The organism is Bradyrhizobium sp. CCBAU 45321 (assembly GCF_028128975.1).
GTDB lineage: Bacteria > Pseudomonadota > Alphaproteobacteria > Rhizobiales > Xanthobacteraceae > Bradyrhizobium > Bradyrhizobium yuanmingense.
In genome coordinates, this window is record NZ_LFKZ01000126.1 from 127,693 (window position 1) to 141,463 (window position 13,771).

General features: G+C 65.9%; 11 protein-coding genes. 3 read left to right on the plus strand and 8 right to left on the minus strand.

The genetic code is table 11. From position 1 onward, the window contains the following. Positions 1 to 350: 350 nt before the first annotated feature. On the plus strand, positions 351 to 2,321 hold the full coding sequence (locus ACM43_RS23995) for a hybrid sensor histidine kinase/response regulator (RefSeq protein WP_271543265.1): 1,971 nt from the start codon (positions 351 to 353) through the stop codon (positions 2,319 to 2,321). A gap of 3 nt (positions 2,322 to 2,324) precedes the next feature. Here ACM43_RS23995 and ACM43_RS24000 read toward each other — a convergent pair whose 3' ends face one another. The 5 genes from ACM43_RS24000 to ACM43_RS24020 all read right to left on the minus strand — a co-directional run bounded on the left by ACM43_RS24000 (position 2,325) and on the right by ACM43_RS24020 (position 8,737). Beyond that, entirely contained in the window at positions 2,325 to 3,383 is a 1,059-nt protein-coding gene (locus ACM43_RS24000) for an AI-2E family transporter (protein ID WP_271543267.1), read from the minus strand. A 71-nt stretch (positions 3,384 to 3,454) separates the two neighbouring features. After that, on the minus strand, positions 3,455 to 4,084 hold the full coding sequence (locus ACM43_RS24005; protein WP_271543269.1) for a histidine phosphatase family protein: 630 nt from the start codon (positions 4,082 to 4,084) through the stop codon (positions 3,455 to 3,457). Between the two features lie 85 nt (positions 4,085 to 4,169). Continuing rightward, positions 4,170 to 6,413: a PAS domain-containing hybrid sensor histidine kinase/response regulator gene (locus ACM43_RS24010; protein ID WP_271543271.1), complete on the minus strand. Its 2,244-nt coding sequence runs from the start codon at positions 6,411 to 6,413 to the stop codon at positions 4,170 to 4,172. 208 nt (positions 6,414 to 6,621) lie between these two features. Further along, positions 6,622 to 7,089: a hypothetical protein gene (locus ACM43_RS24015; RefSeq protein WP_271543273.1), complete on the minus strand. Its 468-nt coding sequence runs from the start codon at positions 7,087 to 7,089 to the stop codon at positions 6,622 to 6,624. Between the two features lie 109 nt (positions 7,090 to 7,198). Next, on the minus strand, positions 7,199 to 8,737 hold the full coding sequence (locus tag ACM43_RS24020; RefSeq protein WP_036003197.1) for a YifB family Mg chelatase-like AAA ATPase: 1,539 nt from the start codon (positions 8,735 to 8,737) through the stop codon (positions 7,199 to 7,201). 229 nt (positions 8,738 to 8,966) lie between these two features. On the opposite strand from ACM43_RS24020, the gene ACM43_RS24025 reads away from it, so the two are divergent. After that, positions 8,967 to 9,212, plus strand: a complete 246-nt coding sequence (locus ACM43_RS24025; RefSeq protein WP_018644993.1) for a PilZ domain-containing protein — start codon at positions 8,967 to 8,969, stop codon at positions 9,210 to 9,212. Positions 9,213 to 9,292: 80 nt separating this feature from the next. Then, positions 9,293 to 10,090: a tetratricopeptide repeat protein gene (locus ACM43_RS24030; protein WP_271543276.1), complete on the plus strand. Its 798-nt coding sequence runs from the start codon at positions 9,293 to 9,295 to the stop codon at positions 10,088 to 10,090. 93 nt (positions 10,091 to 10,183) lie between these two features. On the opposite strand, the gene ACM43_RS24035 is transcribed toward ACM43_RS24030, so the two are convergent. The 3 genes from ACM43_RS24035 to ACM43_RS24045 are packed head-to-tail and all read right to left on the minus strand — an operon-like array spanning position 10,184 to position 13,768. After that, positions 10,184 to 11,473 (minus strand): AAA family ATPase, encoded by a 1,290-nt coding sequence (locus tag ACM43_RS24035; RefSeq protein WP_271543278.1) that lies wholly within the window; start codon positions 11,471 to 11,473, stop codon positions 10,184 to 10,186. Continuing rightward, on the minus strand, positions 11,470 to 12,201 hold the full coding sequence (locus tag ACM43_RS24040; protein ID WP_271543280.1) for a CpaD family pilus assembly protein: 732 nt from the start codon (positions 12,199 to 12,201) through the stop codon (positions 11,470 to 11,472). The genes ACM43_RS24035 and ACM43_RS24040 overlap by 4 nt, the downstream gene beginning before the upstream one ends. A 49-nt stretch (positions 12,202 to 12,250) precedes the next feature. Then, positions 12,251 to 13,768, minus strand: a complete 1,518-nt coding sequence (locus ACM43_RS24045) for a type II and III secretion system protein family protein (protein ID WP_271543281.1) — start codon at positions 13,766 to 13,768, stop codon at positions 12,251 to 12,253. Positions 13,769 to 13,771 lie beyond the last annotated feature (3 nt).

Here is a 13,771-nt window from a genome sequence, read left to right on the forward strand (position 1 = left end):
CGGACTGCCACGTCGAGATGAGATGGTATCGCTCCGAATTGCTCGCGGACGAGCCGGTCCCGATCATCGCGCATCTCTTCGTTTGCCCGCATTGCAAGCGCGCAGCTCAGACCGACACGGTCTTCAAGGGCACTCAGGGGCCGCCCGATCGACTTGCGGCCCCCGATTCCTCACTCATGCGGCATGTAGTCGGTTCGCCAGAAGCGGTCGAGTGGGCTCGTTCGGTCGTTCCCGCACAGCCTAGTCGAGCGGGCGGACCCATCAGCGTAGATATATCTTAGTGCCGGGAACTTTTGTTGCTGCCTATTCGTTGAGCAACCCCGCCCGTTGCTCGCGTCTCGAGGACCCGCATGAGTCAAACGCCGCTCGACGAGCTCGAGGACGGACGCCGTCTCGAGCTGCTGGTCAACGCGATCGTCGACTATGCGATCTTCATGCTCGATACCGATGGGATCGTACGGACCTGGAATGTGGGGGCCGAGCGTCTCAAGGGTTATTCCGCAGGCGAAATCGTCGGCAAGTCGTTCTCGGCGTTCTACACGCCCGAGGATCGCGCCGCGGGCCTGCCCGACAGGGCGCTGACGACAGCGCGTGAGACAGGGCGCTTCCATTCCGAGGGCTGGCGGGTGCGCAAGGACGGCAGCCGGTTCTGGGCCCTCGTCGTCCTCGACGCGATTAGGGACGAGCAGGGCCGCCTGATCGGCTTTGCCAAGGTGACGCGGGATATCACCGAGCGGCAGCAAGCGCACGCCGAGCTGCTCGAGAGTGAGCGACGCTACCGTCGCTTGATCGAGGCCGTGATCGACTATGCCATTTTCCAGCTCGACCCGCAGGGCAACGTCGCGACCTGGAATCCAGGGGCTCAGCGCATCAAAGGCTATGCTCCGGATGAGATCATCGGGCAGCATTTCAGCCGGTTCTACACGCCGGAAGATATCGCAAGCGGAGTCCCCAAGCGCGCGTTGGCAGAAGCTCGCGAGCACGGCCGCTTCGAGGCCGAAGGCTGGCGGTTACGAAGGGATGGAACGCGCTTCTGGGCGTCCGTCATCATCGATCGAATCGTCGGCGAGACAGGCGAGGTCATCGGTTTCGCCAAGGTCACGCGCGATCTCACCGAACGCAAGCGCGCACAGGACGAGCTCAAGCAGGTTCAGGAGCAACTGCTCGCCTCGCAGAAGCTCGAGGCCGTCGGACAGCTCAGCGGCGGCATCGCGCACGATTTCAACAACCTGCTCATGATCGTGCTGGGCAACATCGAGACTGCGGAGCGCAATGCCCGCCAATTGGCCGGCAGCGGCAATCTCCAGCGCGCTCTCGGCCACGCCAAGCGTGGTGCCCAGAGAGCTGCGGCGCTGACCAGCCGCTTGCTTGCCTTCTCGCGCCGCCAGGCACTTGATCCGAAGCCGATCAACGTCAACAACTTCCTGAACGGCGTGCAGGATTTCCTGCAGCGTACGCTCGGCGAACGGATCGAAGTCGAGACTGTCGGGAGCGCGGGCCTGTGGCAGATCGAAGCCGACGCAAACCATCTGGAGTCGGCGATCATCAATCTCGCCATCAACGCCCGCGACGCCATGCCGGACGGCGGCAAGCTCACCGTCGAGGCCGTGAATGTCTCGGCCGATGATGATTACAGCCGCATCAATCCCGAGCTGTCGCCAGGTCAGTACGTCGTAATTTGTGTGACCGACACCGGAAGCGGAATGTCGAGCGAGGTGCTCGATCATGCCTTCGAGCCCTTTTTCACGACGAAAGAGCCGGGGCACGGCACGGGACTCGGTCTCAGCCAGGTCTATGGCTTCGTCAAGCAATCCGGCGGGCACGTGAAGATCTACAGCGAGGTCGGCCACGGCACGAGCATCAAGATGTACTTCCCTCGTTATCTCGGCACGAGCCGGGCGCCTGCCAACGAGCCGGAAGACGTGTTGCCCGAAGGCGAGAAGATTGAGACCCTTCTCGTTGTCGAGGATGATGCCGACCTCAGGGCCTATGTGTGCGATGTCCTGCGCGACCTCAATTATCGCGTCCTCTCCGCGCCGAGCGCTCAAGGCGCTCTGACGATTCTGCTCCAGGAGGAGCCGAGAGTGGATCTGCTTCTAACCGATGTCGTCATGCCCGGAATCAACGGTCGCGAGCTCGGGAGACGGGCGCAGCAGATTCGGCCGGGACTCAAGACTCTTTATATGACCGGATATTCCAGGAACGCCGTCGTCCACCAGGGCCGCCTGGATGAAGGGGTCGATGTTCTCGAGAAGCCCGTCTCGCAAGCGAAGCTGGCGCTGCGTGTGCGCGAGATCCTAGACCGGCCGGCCAAGGAATGAAGGTCACTTTCGGACGTCATCTCGCGCTTTCCCGACGACGAAGATGTGCCAAGTCGTCAGAAACATCGCAGCAACGAGCGGGCCGATGACGAACCCGTTCGCTCCGAACGTCGCAAGGCCGCCCAGCGTGGCAAGCAGCACGACATAGCTCGGCATCTGGATCGACTGGCCGACCAGGATCGGGCGGAGAAAATTGTCCGCAAGGCCGATCACGAAGGTGCCGAAAGCGAGCAGGATGAGGCCCTTCGTGACCGAACCTGCAACAAGCAGGTAAAGCGCAACTGGAACCCAGACCAGCGCGGAGCCGAGCACCGGCAGCAGCGAGAGCAGCGCCATCAGTGCGCCCGCCAGCAGCGGCGCTGTGAGGCCGAGCAGCCAGAAGATGAGCCCGCCGAGCGCTCCCTGTATCAAAGCGACGAGAACGATGCCCTTGATCGTTCCACGAACCGCCAGGGTGAAGACATCGAGAATTTCGGCGGTATGGCTCGGGCTCAGCGGGAGCGCCTCGCGAATGCGGGCATTGAGCTCGTCACCGTCGCGCAGCAGGAAGAACAGCAGGTACAGCATCACGAGCAGGCTTGCGACGAACTCCAGCGTCACCTGACCGATGTTGATCGCGTGCCCGGCCAGCTGTTGGCCGGCCGGGACGACCAGACCCGACAGGCGTTCCCTCAGGGCCGAAAGATCGATGCCGGCCAGGCGGTCCCCGAGCGACGCAGCCCAGGCGGGCAGCGCGGATTTCAGCTGCTGCAGGGGATGAGCCAGGCTGATCTCCCCGCTCTGAACGCGCTGATACAGCTCCCCGCCCTGGTCGATCAGCGACGCGATGATGATCGCCACGGGGATCAGGACCATGACGACCACCACGATGACGGTGGCGAGGGCGGCAAGGTTGTGCTTTTCGGGCACGGATTTCAGGACCCGCCGATAGAACGGGGCGAAGATGATGGCCAGCAGCGTGGCCCACAACACGGCACCGGAGAACGGCCAAAGCACCCAGACGAACGCGACGGAGATCGCGCCGAGCAGGATGAGGAATGAACGATTCTCCGATGTTCTCACGTGTTCGCCAGCTCTTCGCTCGTTCGCCAGATGATGTCCGTAGCACAACATCGTGGCGGAGCGGCAGGTCCTCACCTGCCCGCTTTCGCGATCCAATCCGCAAGCGTGATGCGACCTGCGAAGGTGGCGGGGCCCGAGCCGCCGGCCTTGTAGACGAAGGCCTCGCCTTCCCCGACGTTGCCGGCGTCCTTGCCGAAGGCATCGGCGATGTTGGTCTTGTGGGTGACCAGGACGGTGTTGGTGCCGGCCTGCGGCGGCGCATCGACGAGCTGACGCACGGCCTGCCCGGCCTTGGTATTGGCGCCGGTCGGGTTTGCCATTCCCGATGCGCTGGCGTTGCTGCTGTCGGTCAGGGCATCGACCGGCTTGACCTCACGGCCGGAGATCAGCTTGCCGGCTTCGACCGCGCGGTTCAGGCGGCTGGTGTAGACGTCGCCGATGGGGATCGCGAGGTCCTTGACCGCCGTCCCGATCTGGCGCGCCGCGTCCCTGCCCTTCTCGCTGAGCTGACGCTGGGCACTCATGTCGTCGAACTTGAAGGGATAGACATCCTTCTGGCTGTCGTCAGTCGCGGTGTGTCGGAAGATCAGGACGTAGCCGCCCTGCTTCAGCGACGAGATGAGGTCCGGTGTGTCGGCGGCTGCGTGGCGGGAGATTCCAGCCAGGAGAACAATCAGGGCGAGGCGGCAAAGCACGTTCATGCGCAAAATCCTTTGGTTGCAAAATGCCCCCGGAGTGATCGTGACGCGCAACGCGCTCGATTTCAATTGCGATCGTCAGACGAGATCAGGTTCCCGTGAGATCCGGAGCCGTCTGGTGCCGGGACGCGGCAAGGCCCGCCAGCGCCTCCTCGAGCTTCTCACGGTCGACCGGCTTGATCAGAAATCCGTTCATGCCTGCCTCGAAGCAGGCATAACGATCCTCCACCAGCGTGTTGGCGGTGAGCGCCAGGATCGGCGTCTGGGAATCGCCCAGCGCGGCCTCGTGCGCGCGGATGCGCTTTGTCGCCTCGATGCCGTCGAGCTGCGGCATCTGGATGTCCATCAGCACGAGATCGTAGGGCGTGCCGGCCGATGAGGCGGCGAGCCAGGATTCCAGCGCGGCCTCGCCATGGACGGCAATGACGACGCGGTGGCCGAGCTTGGTCAGCAGCGAGCGCATCAGCAAGGCGTTGATTTCGTTGTCCTCGGCGACGAGGATCGACAGGCCTTTCGCTGGCGCGGGGCCGGCGGAGGCCGGTGGCGGCTCCGGCGCGAGATCGGGCGAGGCGACCTCCGGCGTCAGGGCAAGGCGTGCGGCGAGCGAGGCCGCGCGCAGCGGCTTCACCAGAAAGCCGGTGAAAGCCGGCGACAGCTTCTCGTGGCGCGAGCTCGACGTCAGCAGCACGAGGCGCTGCAAGGCATGCGCGCGGGCGGCCTCACCGAGCTGATCGGCTGCGGCTGGACCGATCGCCCGATCGATCAGCACCGCGTGCCAGGAGCGTTCCGGCAGCAATGCTTCGGCGACCGCCGCATCTGCAATCAGGCAGGTCTGGCTGCCCCAGCGTTCGAGGCGCCGGGCGATGAGCGAGGCTTCGATGCCGTCGGCGACGAGGAGCATCGACTTGCCGGTGAGGTCGGGACTCGGAAATGCGGTCTGCCCGGCGCCGCCTTGCGACGGCGGAAGCGGCACCGCGACCTCGAAGGTCGAGCCCTTGCCCGGCTCGCTCGTGAGCGTGATCCGGCCGCCCATGCGCTTGACGATGCGCTCGCTGATGGCGAGGCCAAGGCCGGTGCCGCCATAGGTGCGGGCGACGCGCTCGTCGGCTTGCTCGAATTCGCGGAAGATGCGCTGCTGGGCCTCGGCTGCGATGCCGATGCCGGTGTCGCGAACCAGGAAGCTGATCTCGTTCGGCCAGATGCCGGGCTCGACGATCAGTGCCACGCCGCCGCTGCTCGTGAACTTGATCGCGTTGCCGGCGAGATTGAGCAGCACCTGGCGCAGCCGCGCGGCGTCGCCGACCACTTCGAGCGGCAGGCGCTCGTCGACATAGGCGGCGATCTCGAGCGACTTCGCCTGCGCGCGCGGCGCGAGCAGCTCGGTGATCTCCTCGACCAGGGTCGAGAGCGCGAAGGGACGTTGATCGAGGTCGAGCTTGCCGGCCTCGATCTTGGAATAGTCGAGCAGCTCCTCGATTAGCGCCATCAAGGCTTCGCCCGAGGTCTTCACCGCCCTGGCATAGGTCGCCTGCTCCGGCGTCAGATCGGTGTCGAGCAATAGGCCGCCCATACCGATGATGCCGTTCAGAGGGGTGCGGATTTCGTGCGAGGCCATCGCCAGGAAGCGCGACTTGGCGCGGTTGGCGGCGTCGGCCTGGTCGCGCGCGTCGGACAATGCGCGCTCGGTCTCGGTGCGGTCGGTGACGTCGCGTCCGACGCTCTGCAACTCGGCGGGCTGGCCGGCATCGAGGCGGACATAGCCCTCGCGCCAGGCGATCCAGCGCGCGCCGAGCGGGGTTGCGATCTTCTGGTCGTGGATGCGCGTGCCGCTGCTCTCGCGGGCACTGTCGCCCTGCTCCAGCACGTCGAAATCGAAGCGCGTGCCGACCAGCGCGCTGCGCGCCTGTCCTGCGAGCGCGCAATAGGCCTCGTTGGCAAAGGTGATGCGGCCGTCGGTAGCGCGCAGCACGATCAGGTCGCCCTGCTGCTCGAACAGGCTGCGGGCGCGCTCTTCGGCTTCCTTCAGCTCCCAATTGCGGTCGATCAGGGCTTCGTTGTGGGCGGCGAGCGTCCGCAGCCGCTTGTTGACGAAGCGCAGGCGCATGCTCAGCGTCGCAAGGCCGAGGCAGGCGAGCGCGAACAGGAAGCTGGCGCCGATCGCAAAGGTGTGGGGATCGTAGCCGGAATTGTCGGACCGGCTGCCGGAGACGAAACCATAGGCGCCGCCGAACGTCGCCGAGAAGATCATGAAGGAGCGTATCGCGAAGGCGAGCCTCGGATGCCGTCGCCTGAAACGACGCATGCGCACCTTGATCCGGAACGTCCGACCCATCGCAACCGACCCTTGCCTGAAATCCCCGCCGCCGCGTGCGACGATGGCCCGCCGACCTTGCGAACAAATTGCGGCGGTGGCGCCGCCTCCCAACAGGGTTGACGAGACGTTAACGGGTCAGAGCATGATCCGGAAAAGTGTGCAGCGGTTTTCCTTCGCGACAAACGCGGGACGCGTTTGCGCGGAGATCATGCTCAAACACAAAGCTCTAAAGCGATGCCGCCTGGAAGCGGCCGTGGCCGCCGCGGGCGCCGACGATCAGCGCAGCCGCCTCGCGCGGCGAGAACGTCTTTGAGCGCACATAGATGCGGTAATCCGCCGGTCCTTCGCTGGAGAGATAGACCACCTGGCCGCCGTCGACCGGCTGCGCGGCGATCGAGACGAGACGTGTCGAAGGGCTGGCCTGGCAGGTGTCAGGCTCGGAGCCGAGGCCGTCGTCGACCACGGCGAAATCCGCGGCGTCGGCATCCTCGGTGATCTGGACCCGCACCGTGGCCTGCGCGGGATCGTCGGTGAAGGCGACATGCACGCCGGCGGTCCAGAACAGCGAGGTGAGCTCGACCGATGTGTCGCCCAGCGCGATGCAGGGATGCGACACCGATCCGATCTCGGCGCGGGCGAACACCGCAGCCGCCAGCACGGGAACAGCCGAGGCCAGGAACTTGAAACGCAACATGACGCTCTACTCGCTAGGCCCCGGGGAACTCACAACCGAAACGCGTCGGGCCTTATGGTTTGCAGAGCGTAAAGGAAAGTCGTTACCGCCGGGTTGATGCGCGGAATGATCAAGCCAGCTGGCGCACATCCTCCGCGAGTGCGCGGTAGGACAGCGCTTCGGCGAGGTGCAGCCGGCCGATCTTGTCGGCATGGTCGAGGTCGGCCAGCGTGCGCGCCACCCGCAGCACGCGGTGATAGCCGCGCGCCGACAGGCGCATGGTCTCGGCGGCGTCGCGCAGCAGCTTCTGACCCTGCGCGTCCGGCTTTGCGATCTCCTCCAGCACGGAAGCGGGGGCTTCGGCATTGGTGCGGACATGGGGCAGGCCTGCATCCGCATAGCGCGCCAGCTGGATGTCGCGCGCCGCCGCCACGCGGGCGGCGACCTCGGCCGATCCTTCCGACGGCGGCGGTAGGATCAGGTCGGCGGCCGTCACCGCCGGCACTTCGATGCGCAGATCGATGCGGTCCATCAAAGGACCGGAGATGCGCGCCTGGTAATCGCCGGTGCAGCGGTCGATACGGCCGCGCTTGCAGGCATAGCCGGGCTCGAACGCATTGCCGCAGCGGCAGGGATTCATCGCCGCGACCAGCATGAAGCGGGCAGGGTAGGTGACGCGGTGATTGGCGCGCGACACCGCGACCTCGCCGTTCTCCAGCGGCTGGCGCAGCGAATCCAGCACGCGCGGATCGAACTCCGGCAATTCGTCGAGGAACAGCACGCCCTGATGCGCCAGCGAGATCTCGCCGGGCTTGGCGCGCGCGCCGCCGCCGGTGAGCGCGGCCATGCTGGCGGAATGGTGCGGCGAGCGGAACGGGCGCCGCGCCGTCAGCGCGCCGCCTTCGATCTCGCCGGCGACCGAGGCGATCATCGAGACCTCGAGCAGCTCGCTCGGCGAGAGCGGCGGCAAGATCGAGGGCAGGCGCGCGGCCAGCATCGATTTGCCCGCGCCCGGCGCGCCGATCATGAGCAGGTGGTGCCCGCCGGCGGCCGCGATCTCCAGCGCGCGCTTGGCGCTTTCCTGGCCCTTGATGTCGCGCAGGTCGAGCGTCGAGGCGGCGGCCTCGTGCACCTTCGGCGTCGGCCGCGACAGCACCTGGGTGCCCTTGAAATGGTTGGCGATCTGGATCAGCGAGTGTGCGGCAATGATCTGGATGTCCGGGCTCGCCCACGCCGCTTCGGAGCCGCAGGACGCCGGGCAGATCAGGCCTTCCTCGCGCATATTGGCGCCGATCGCGGCGGGAAGGACGCCGGCCACCGGCGCGATCGAGCCGTCGAGGCCGAGCTCGCCGAGCACGGTGAAGCCGGTCAGCGCATCCGGCGGGATGGCGCCGATCGCGGCCATCAGCCCGAGCGCGATCGGCAGGTCGTAATGGCTGCCCTCCTTCGGGAGGTCGGCCGGGGCCAGATTGACGATGATCCGCCGCGCCGGCAGCGCCAGCCCCGAGGCGATCAGCGCCGAGCGCACCCGCTCGCGCGCCTCTGACACTGCCTTGTCCGGCAGGCCGACGATGGCAAAGGCCGGCAGGCCGGGCGCGACCTGCACCTGCACGTCGACCGCGCGGGCCTCGATCCCCTCAAAGGCGACGGTAGAAACCCGCTGAACCATGCCGAACCAGCCTGCCCATTGCTGCAATTAGGGGTAGCAGAGCGCGGCCGTTTCCGCAAGAACAATACGGGAACAATCGCCTGGCGGCCCAGTCAAATCCTAACCAGGCGTAAACGCGGTCCCGACACTACGTCTCGAATGCCACCTCCTCTCCTCAGCACATTCCAACGAATGTCCGCTACTCCTAGGGCTGCGGGATGGGCCGTGGTCTAACGGGTGAACAGTTCAAATGCTTGCAAATCGCCGGAGAAGCGAACGTCGGGTGTGCAGCCGCCTCGCCAAGATCCATTTTGGCGCGGGCTCGCTGCCGCGGGATTGCACGATCACGGATATTTCGGATGGCGGCGTGAAAGTGGTGGCGGAATTTCTGGAAGTGCCGCCGCAATTCACCATCATCTTCGCGCCTGATTATTCCCGCCAATGCCGCCTGCGCTGGCGCATCGGCTGCGAGTTCGGTGCCGAGTTCGTCGACTGAACCTCAACAGACGCGCCTCCTTAACGGGACTTTAGCGTTAATCGGTAAGCATCTCTGATCAGTTGCCGAGTGATCAGAGTATGCCCAAGCGTTCGTTCCTCGCCTTTCCCCCGGCGGGATATCTGTGTTCCGCCGTCCTGATCCTCGCCCTCGGCGGCTGTCAGACGGCCGGCATCGACGACGTCACCGGTGCGCTCGGCGGCAAGCGGGAGTCCGCCGCCAAGCTTGACGGCAAGTCCGACAGCAAGGCCGACCCCACGCCGGAGATGGACGCACTTCGCGAGCGTTATCGCGCCAAGCCGAGCGATCCCGCCATTGCTCTCGAATACGGCAAGGCGCTGCGTGGCAGCGGCCAGCGCGCGCAGGCGGTCGCAGTGCTGGAGCAGGCCGTGCTCGCCCGTCCCGGCAACAAGGCGCTGCTCGCCGGCTACGGCCGCGCGCTCGCCGACAACGGCAATTTCCAGCAGGCCTTCGACGTCCTCGGCCGGGCGCATTCGCCCGAGGATCCCGATTGGCGCATCCTGTCGGCGCAGGGCGCTGTGCTCGACCAGCTCGGCCGCAACGAGGAAGCCCAGCAATATTACGCCGCGGCGTTGAAGATCGTGCCGAACGAGCCGACCGTGCTGTCCAATCTCGGCCTGTCCTACATGCTGCAGAATAATCTATCGAAGGCCGAACAGGTGCTCGGCCGCGCCCATCAGCGCAATCAGAACGATGCGCGGGTCCGCGCCAATCTGGCGCTCGTGCTGGGATTGCAGGGTCGCGAGGCCGAGGCCGAAATCCTCGTCAAGGCAGATCTGCCGCCGGACCAGGCCGAGGCCAAAGTCGCGGCGCTGAAGCAGTTGCTGGCGAAAAAGCAGCAGCGGGCGGACAGGTAGTCCGCCCTAGAGCATGATCCCGACCCGAAGGGCCGCGTCAGCGCAAAGTGTGAAGCGGTTTTCCGAAAAGATCATGCTCAAATAAGCCGCGCCCTACGACGCCTTGCGATGCGGGGCCGAGCTGCGTCCCGACTTGCCCTTCAGCTTCTTCAAAAGCGGCTCGAGCAGCGAGCGCTTTGGCTTCTTCACCTCGCCGCGGCCGGCGAGGCGGTTCGCCATGTTCTGAAACAGAACGGTGGTGCGGTGGGTCCTGGAGACCTCCGCGATCATCTGGCCGTTATTGGCCGCGGTCGAGAACAGTTTCGAATCGAACGGGATCACCGCGATCGGCTGGCTCTCCATGGTCTTGGCGAAAGCCTTGACCTCGATCTCCGCGCGCTTGTGCATGCCGACCTGGTTGAGGCAGTACAGCGGCGGCCGGTCGTTAGGTCGCGCCGCCTTCAGCACGCTCAGCATGTTCTTGGTGTTGCGCAAGTTAGCGAGATCGGGCTCGGCCACGATCACGATGTCGTCGGCGTTCACCAGCGCGCGCCGGGTCCAGCCGGACCATTGATGGGGCACGTCGAGCACGATGCAGGGCGTCGTCATGCGCAGCGTGTCGAACACGGCATCGAACGCTTCGGCACCGAAATCGTAGACGCGGTCGAGCGTGGCGGGCGCGGCCAGGAGGCTCAGGCGATCGGTGCATTTGGCGAGCAGGCGCTCCATCAGCGCCGTGTCCGGCCGGTCCTGCGACAGCACCGCATTGGCTATGCCCTGCACCGGATCCTGATTGTAGTCGAGGCCCGCGGTGCCGAAGGCGAGGTCGAGATCGATCACGACGGAATCGAGCGAAAGGTCGCGGGCGATGGTCCAGGCCAGATTATGCGCGACGGTGGACGCGCCGACGCCGCCCTTGGCGCCGACCACCGCAATGACGCGGCCGGTGATGATGGCCTCGGAGGCCGAAAACAGGCTGCAGATCGAGCGGACCACGTCGATCGTCTCGACCGGTCCGACTACGTAATCGTTGACGCCGCGGCGCACCAGCTCGCGATAGGGCGCGGTGTCGTTGGGGCTGCCGATCACGACCACGCGCGTGCCGGGATCGCAGACGCCGGCGAGATCGTCCAGTCCTTCAAGGATGTCGCGCGTGCCGTCGGACTCGATGACGATCACGTTCGGCGTCGGCATCGATTCATAGGCTTCGATCGCCGCGGCGAGGCCGCCGTCCTTGGCGCTGAGATGGGCCTTGGCGAGCCGGCGATCCTGGCCAGCCGCCGTCACCGCCTTGAGCGTCTGCTCGGTCTCGCAGAAGGCTTGCACCGAAATGCGCGGAACCGGCGCGATGTGTTCCTCGGGATGCTGCGGATCGTCCGCGTCTTCGTCGTGGATGCCTGTCATTTGGCGGTATCGCTGAGTTTGGCCTTGTCGGATTCTGGATAGGTGGTGGTCGTCGTCGTGCCCTTGCGATAGCGATCGAACGCGATGTCGCGCCGTGCGGTATAGGCGGGCGTCTCGGCGCGCGGTTGCTCGAGGTCAGCCGGGTTGTCGATCATCGCGGCGAGATTGCGCTGGCTGGCGCAGCCCAGATTGAAATAGGGGCGGTTCTCGGTGTAGCCGGGGTTGAGGATGTTGGGGCCGACGTCTTCGGGCCACAGCCCGCAGGGGCCGGCGACCGCGGTGATCTTGGAATAGCTCAGGCGGATGGTGGGCAGCAGCCCGGGATCATCAGGGCGATAGGGCCGCTGGACGATGGCGCGCGACGGCACGCCGCCGGACGTGAGCACCGAGCGGATCTCCTGATAGGTTGCGGCGGCCGCGCGCGAATTGGCGGTGTCGACCGGCACATCGACGACGACCGAGCCGGTGCCTTCGCGCATCCAGTCCCGCGCGATGCCCGCGACGTCCGAATGCTGCGCAGCCGAGAGGCCGCCTCTGCTCTTGCCGACGAAGATCACGATCGACTTCTTGCCTTCCTGCACCGCAATCGGATGGCGCTGGCGATAATCGGTCGGCACCGTCTGGGTGACGATCTCGGTGGTGTTGCAGGCGCCGAGCATGACGGAGAGGCCCGTCAGTGCCAGTGCGAGCCGCAAATTGCGACGTCGATCGGCTGATATTGTCGTCATCCCCTGATCCCTCCTGCCCCTGCCTTGCCCGGTCCCCAAACCGTTCGTCTCAGTCGATGATGAAGCCGAAATCGCCCGGCGTGCCGGCCACCGGATCGACACGGCTCGCGATGCCATAGAGGCGGTTGACCCTGCCGAGCAGCGCCCTCTGTGCGTCCGAGGCCGGCGCGAAGCCGTCGTCGGGCCGCGACAATTCCTTCTGAGCGACCGCGCGCACCACGTAAGGCGTCACGATCACCATCAGCTCGGTCTCGTTGTTGACGAAGTCCTGGCTGCGGAACAGCGCGCCGATGATCGGCACCTGGTCGACACCAGGCAGTCCGTTGATCGCCTGCTTGGTCTGCTGCTGGATCAGGCCGGCCATCGCCATCGAGCCGCCCGAGGGAATTTCCAGGGTGGTTTCGGCGCGGCGGGTCTGGATCGAAGGAATGGTGATCGAGTTGGTCGAGCCCGCGGACACCGACTGCGTCAACGTGATCGAGTTGGTGTTCGACAGTTCCGAGACCTCGGTCATCACGCGCAGGCTGATGCGGCCTTCGCTGAGCACGACCGGGGTGAAGTTCAGGGAGATGCCGAACTTCTTGTAGGTGACCTGGGTGGTACAGACGTGAGTGACCGGATCGCAGGCATAGCCCCCGGGTATCGGGAATTCGCCGCCGGCGACGAAAGTGGCGGATTCGCCCGAGATCGCGGTCAGGCTCGGTTCGGCCAGGGTCCGCATGACGCCGGCGCTTTCCATTGCCCGCATCGTGGCGTTGACGGTGGCGACGCCCTTGGCGAGGCCGGTGACGCCGAGCCCATTGCTGCTGACGATCGGTCCGCCAGAGACCGAGAACGGGTTGGAATTGTTGAAATTCACCACCGCCGTGCCGGCATTCAGGCTGGCGCTGAGATCGACGCCGAGCTGCTTGACGATGTCGCGGCGGACTTCGCCGACCACGACCTTGAGCATGACCTGGTCGCGGCCGCGCACGACGATGTTGTTGACGACCTTGTCCGCGCCGCCGACCAGCTTTGCGGCGACGTCGCCGGCCTGCTGGGCCTCGACCGGGCTCGACACCGAGCCGGTCAGCATCACGCTGTCGCCGACGCCTTCGATCTGCACGCCCGGCAGCGCCTGGCGCAGCGCCGTACGCATGCCGTTGAGGTCGCGCTTCACCGCGATGTCATAGGAGGCGACCTGCTGGCCGTCCGCCGCGAAGAACACGACGTTGGTCTGGCCGACCTGACCGCCGATGATATAGGCGCGCTGGGCCGAGCGGATCACCGCATTGGCGATCTTGGGATCGGCCACCAGCACGTCCTTGACCTCGCGCGGCAGGTCGATGACGACGGACTTGCCGATGCCGAGCGACAGAAAGCGCGACCGCGCCGGTGCGATCGTCCCAACCGACGATAAGCCGAGATCCGACGCCTGCATCGGCGCTTGGTCGCCGACCGGCGCCTCCGCAGCACTGAGGACGCCGGAAGCCGCGAGCAGCCCCAGCACCAACATCGTCCCCGCCAGGACCGAGCGCGCGCGCTTCCCCCGAATGCGCATGCCCGTCCGATCACCCCCATAGTTCATGCT

Bases quoted from the DNA above. Each gene is read 5' to 3' on its own strand.
- ACM43_RS23995 (WP_271543265.1), top strand. From the start codon at position 351: ATGAGTCAAACGCCGCTCGACGAGCTCGAGGACGGACGCCGTCTCGAG.
- ACM43_RS24005 (WP_271543269.1), bottom strand. From the start codon at position 4,084: ATGAACGTGCTTTGCCGCCTCGCCCTGATTGTTCTCCTGGCTGGAATC.
- ACM43_RS24010 (WP_271543271.1), bottom strand. From the start codon at position 6,413: ATGGGTCGGACGTTCCGGATCAAGGTGCGCATGCGTCGTTTCAGGCGA.
- ACM43_RS24015 (WP_271543273.1), bottom strand. From the start codon at position 7,089: ATGTTGCGTTTCAAGTTCCTGGCCTCGGCTGTTCCCGTGCTGGCGGCT.
- ACM43_RS24020 (WP_036003197.1), bottom strand. From the start codon at position 8,737: ATGGTTCAGCGGGTTTCTACCGTCGCCTTTGAGGGGATCGAGGCCCGC.
- ACM43_RS24025 (WP_018644993.1), top strand. From the start codon at position 8,967: ATGCTTGCAAATCGCCGGAGAAGCGAACGTCGGGTGTGCAGCCGCCTC.
- ACM43_RS24030 (WP_271543276.1), top strand. From the start codon at position 9,293: ATGCCCAAGCGTTCGTTCCTCGCCTTTCCCCCGGCGGGATATCTGTGT.
- ACM43_RS24035 (WP_271543278.1), bottom strand. From the start codon at position 11,473: ATGACAGGCATCCACGACGAAGACGCGGACGATCCGCAGCATCCCGAG.
- ACM43_RS24040 (WP_271543280.1), bottom strand. From the start codon at position 12,201: ATGACGACAATATCAGCCGATCGACGTCGCAATTTGCGGCTCGCACTG.
- ACM43_RS24045 (WP_271543281.1), bottom strand. From the start codon at position 13,768: ATGAACTATGGGGGTGATCGGACGGGCATGCGCATTCGGGGGAAGCGC.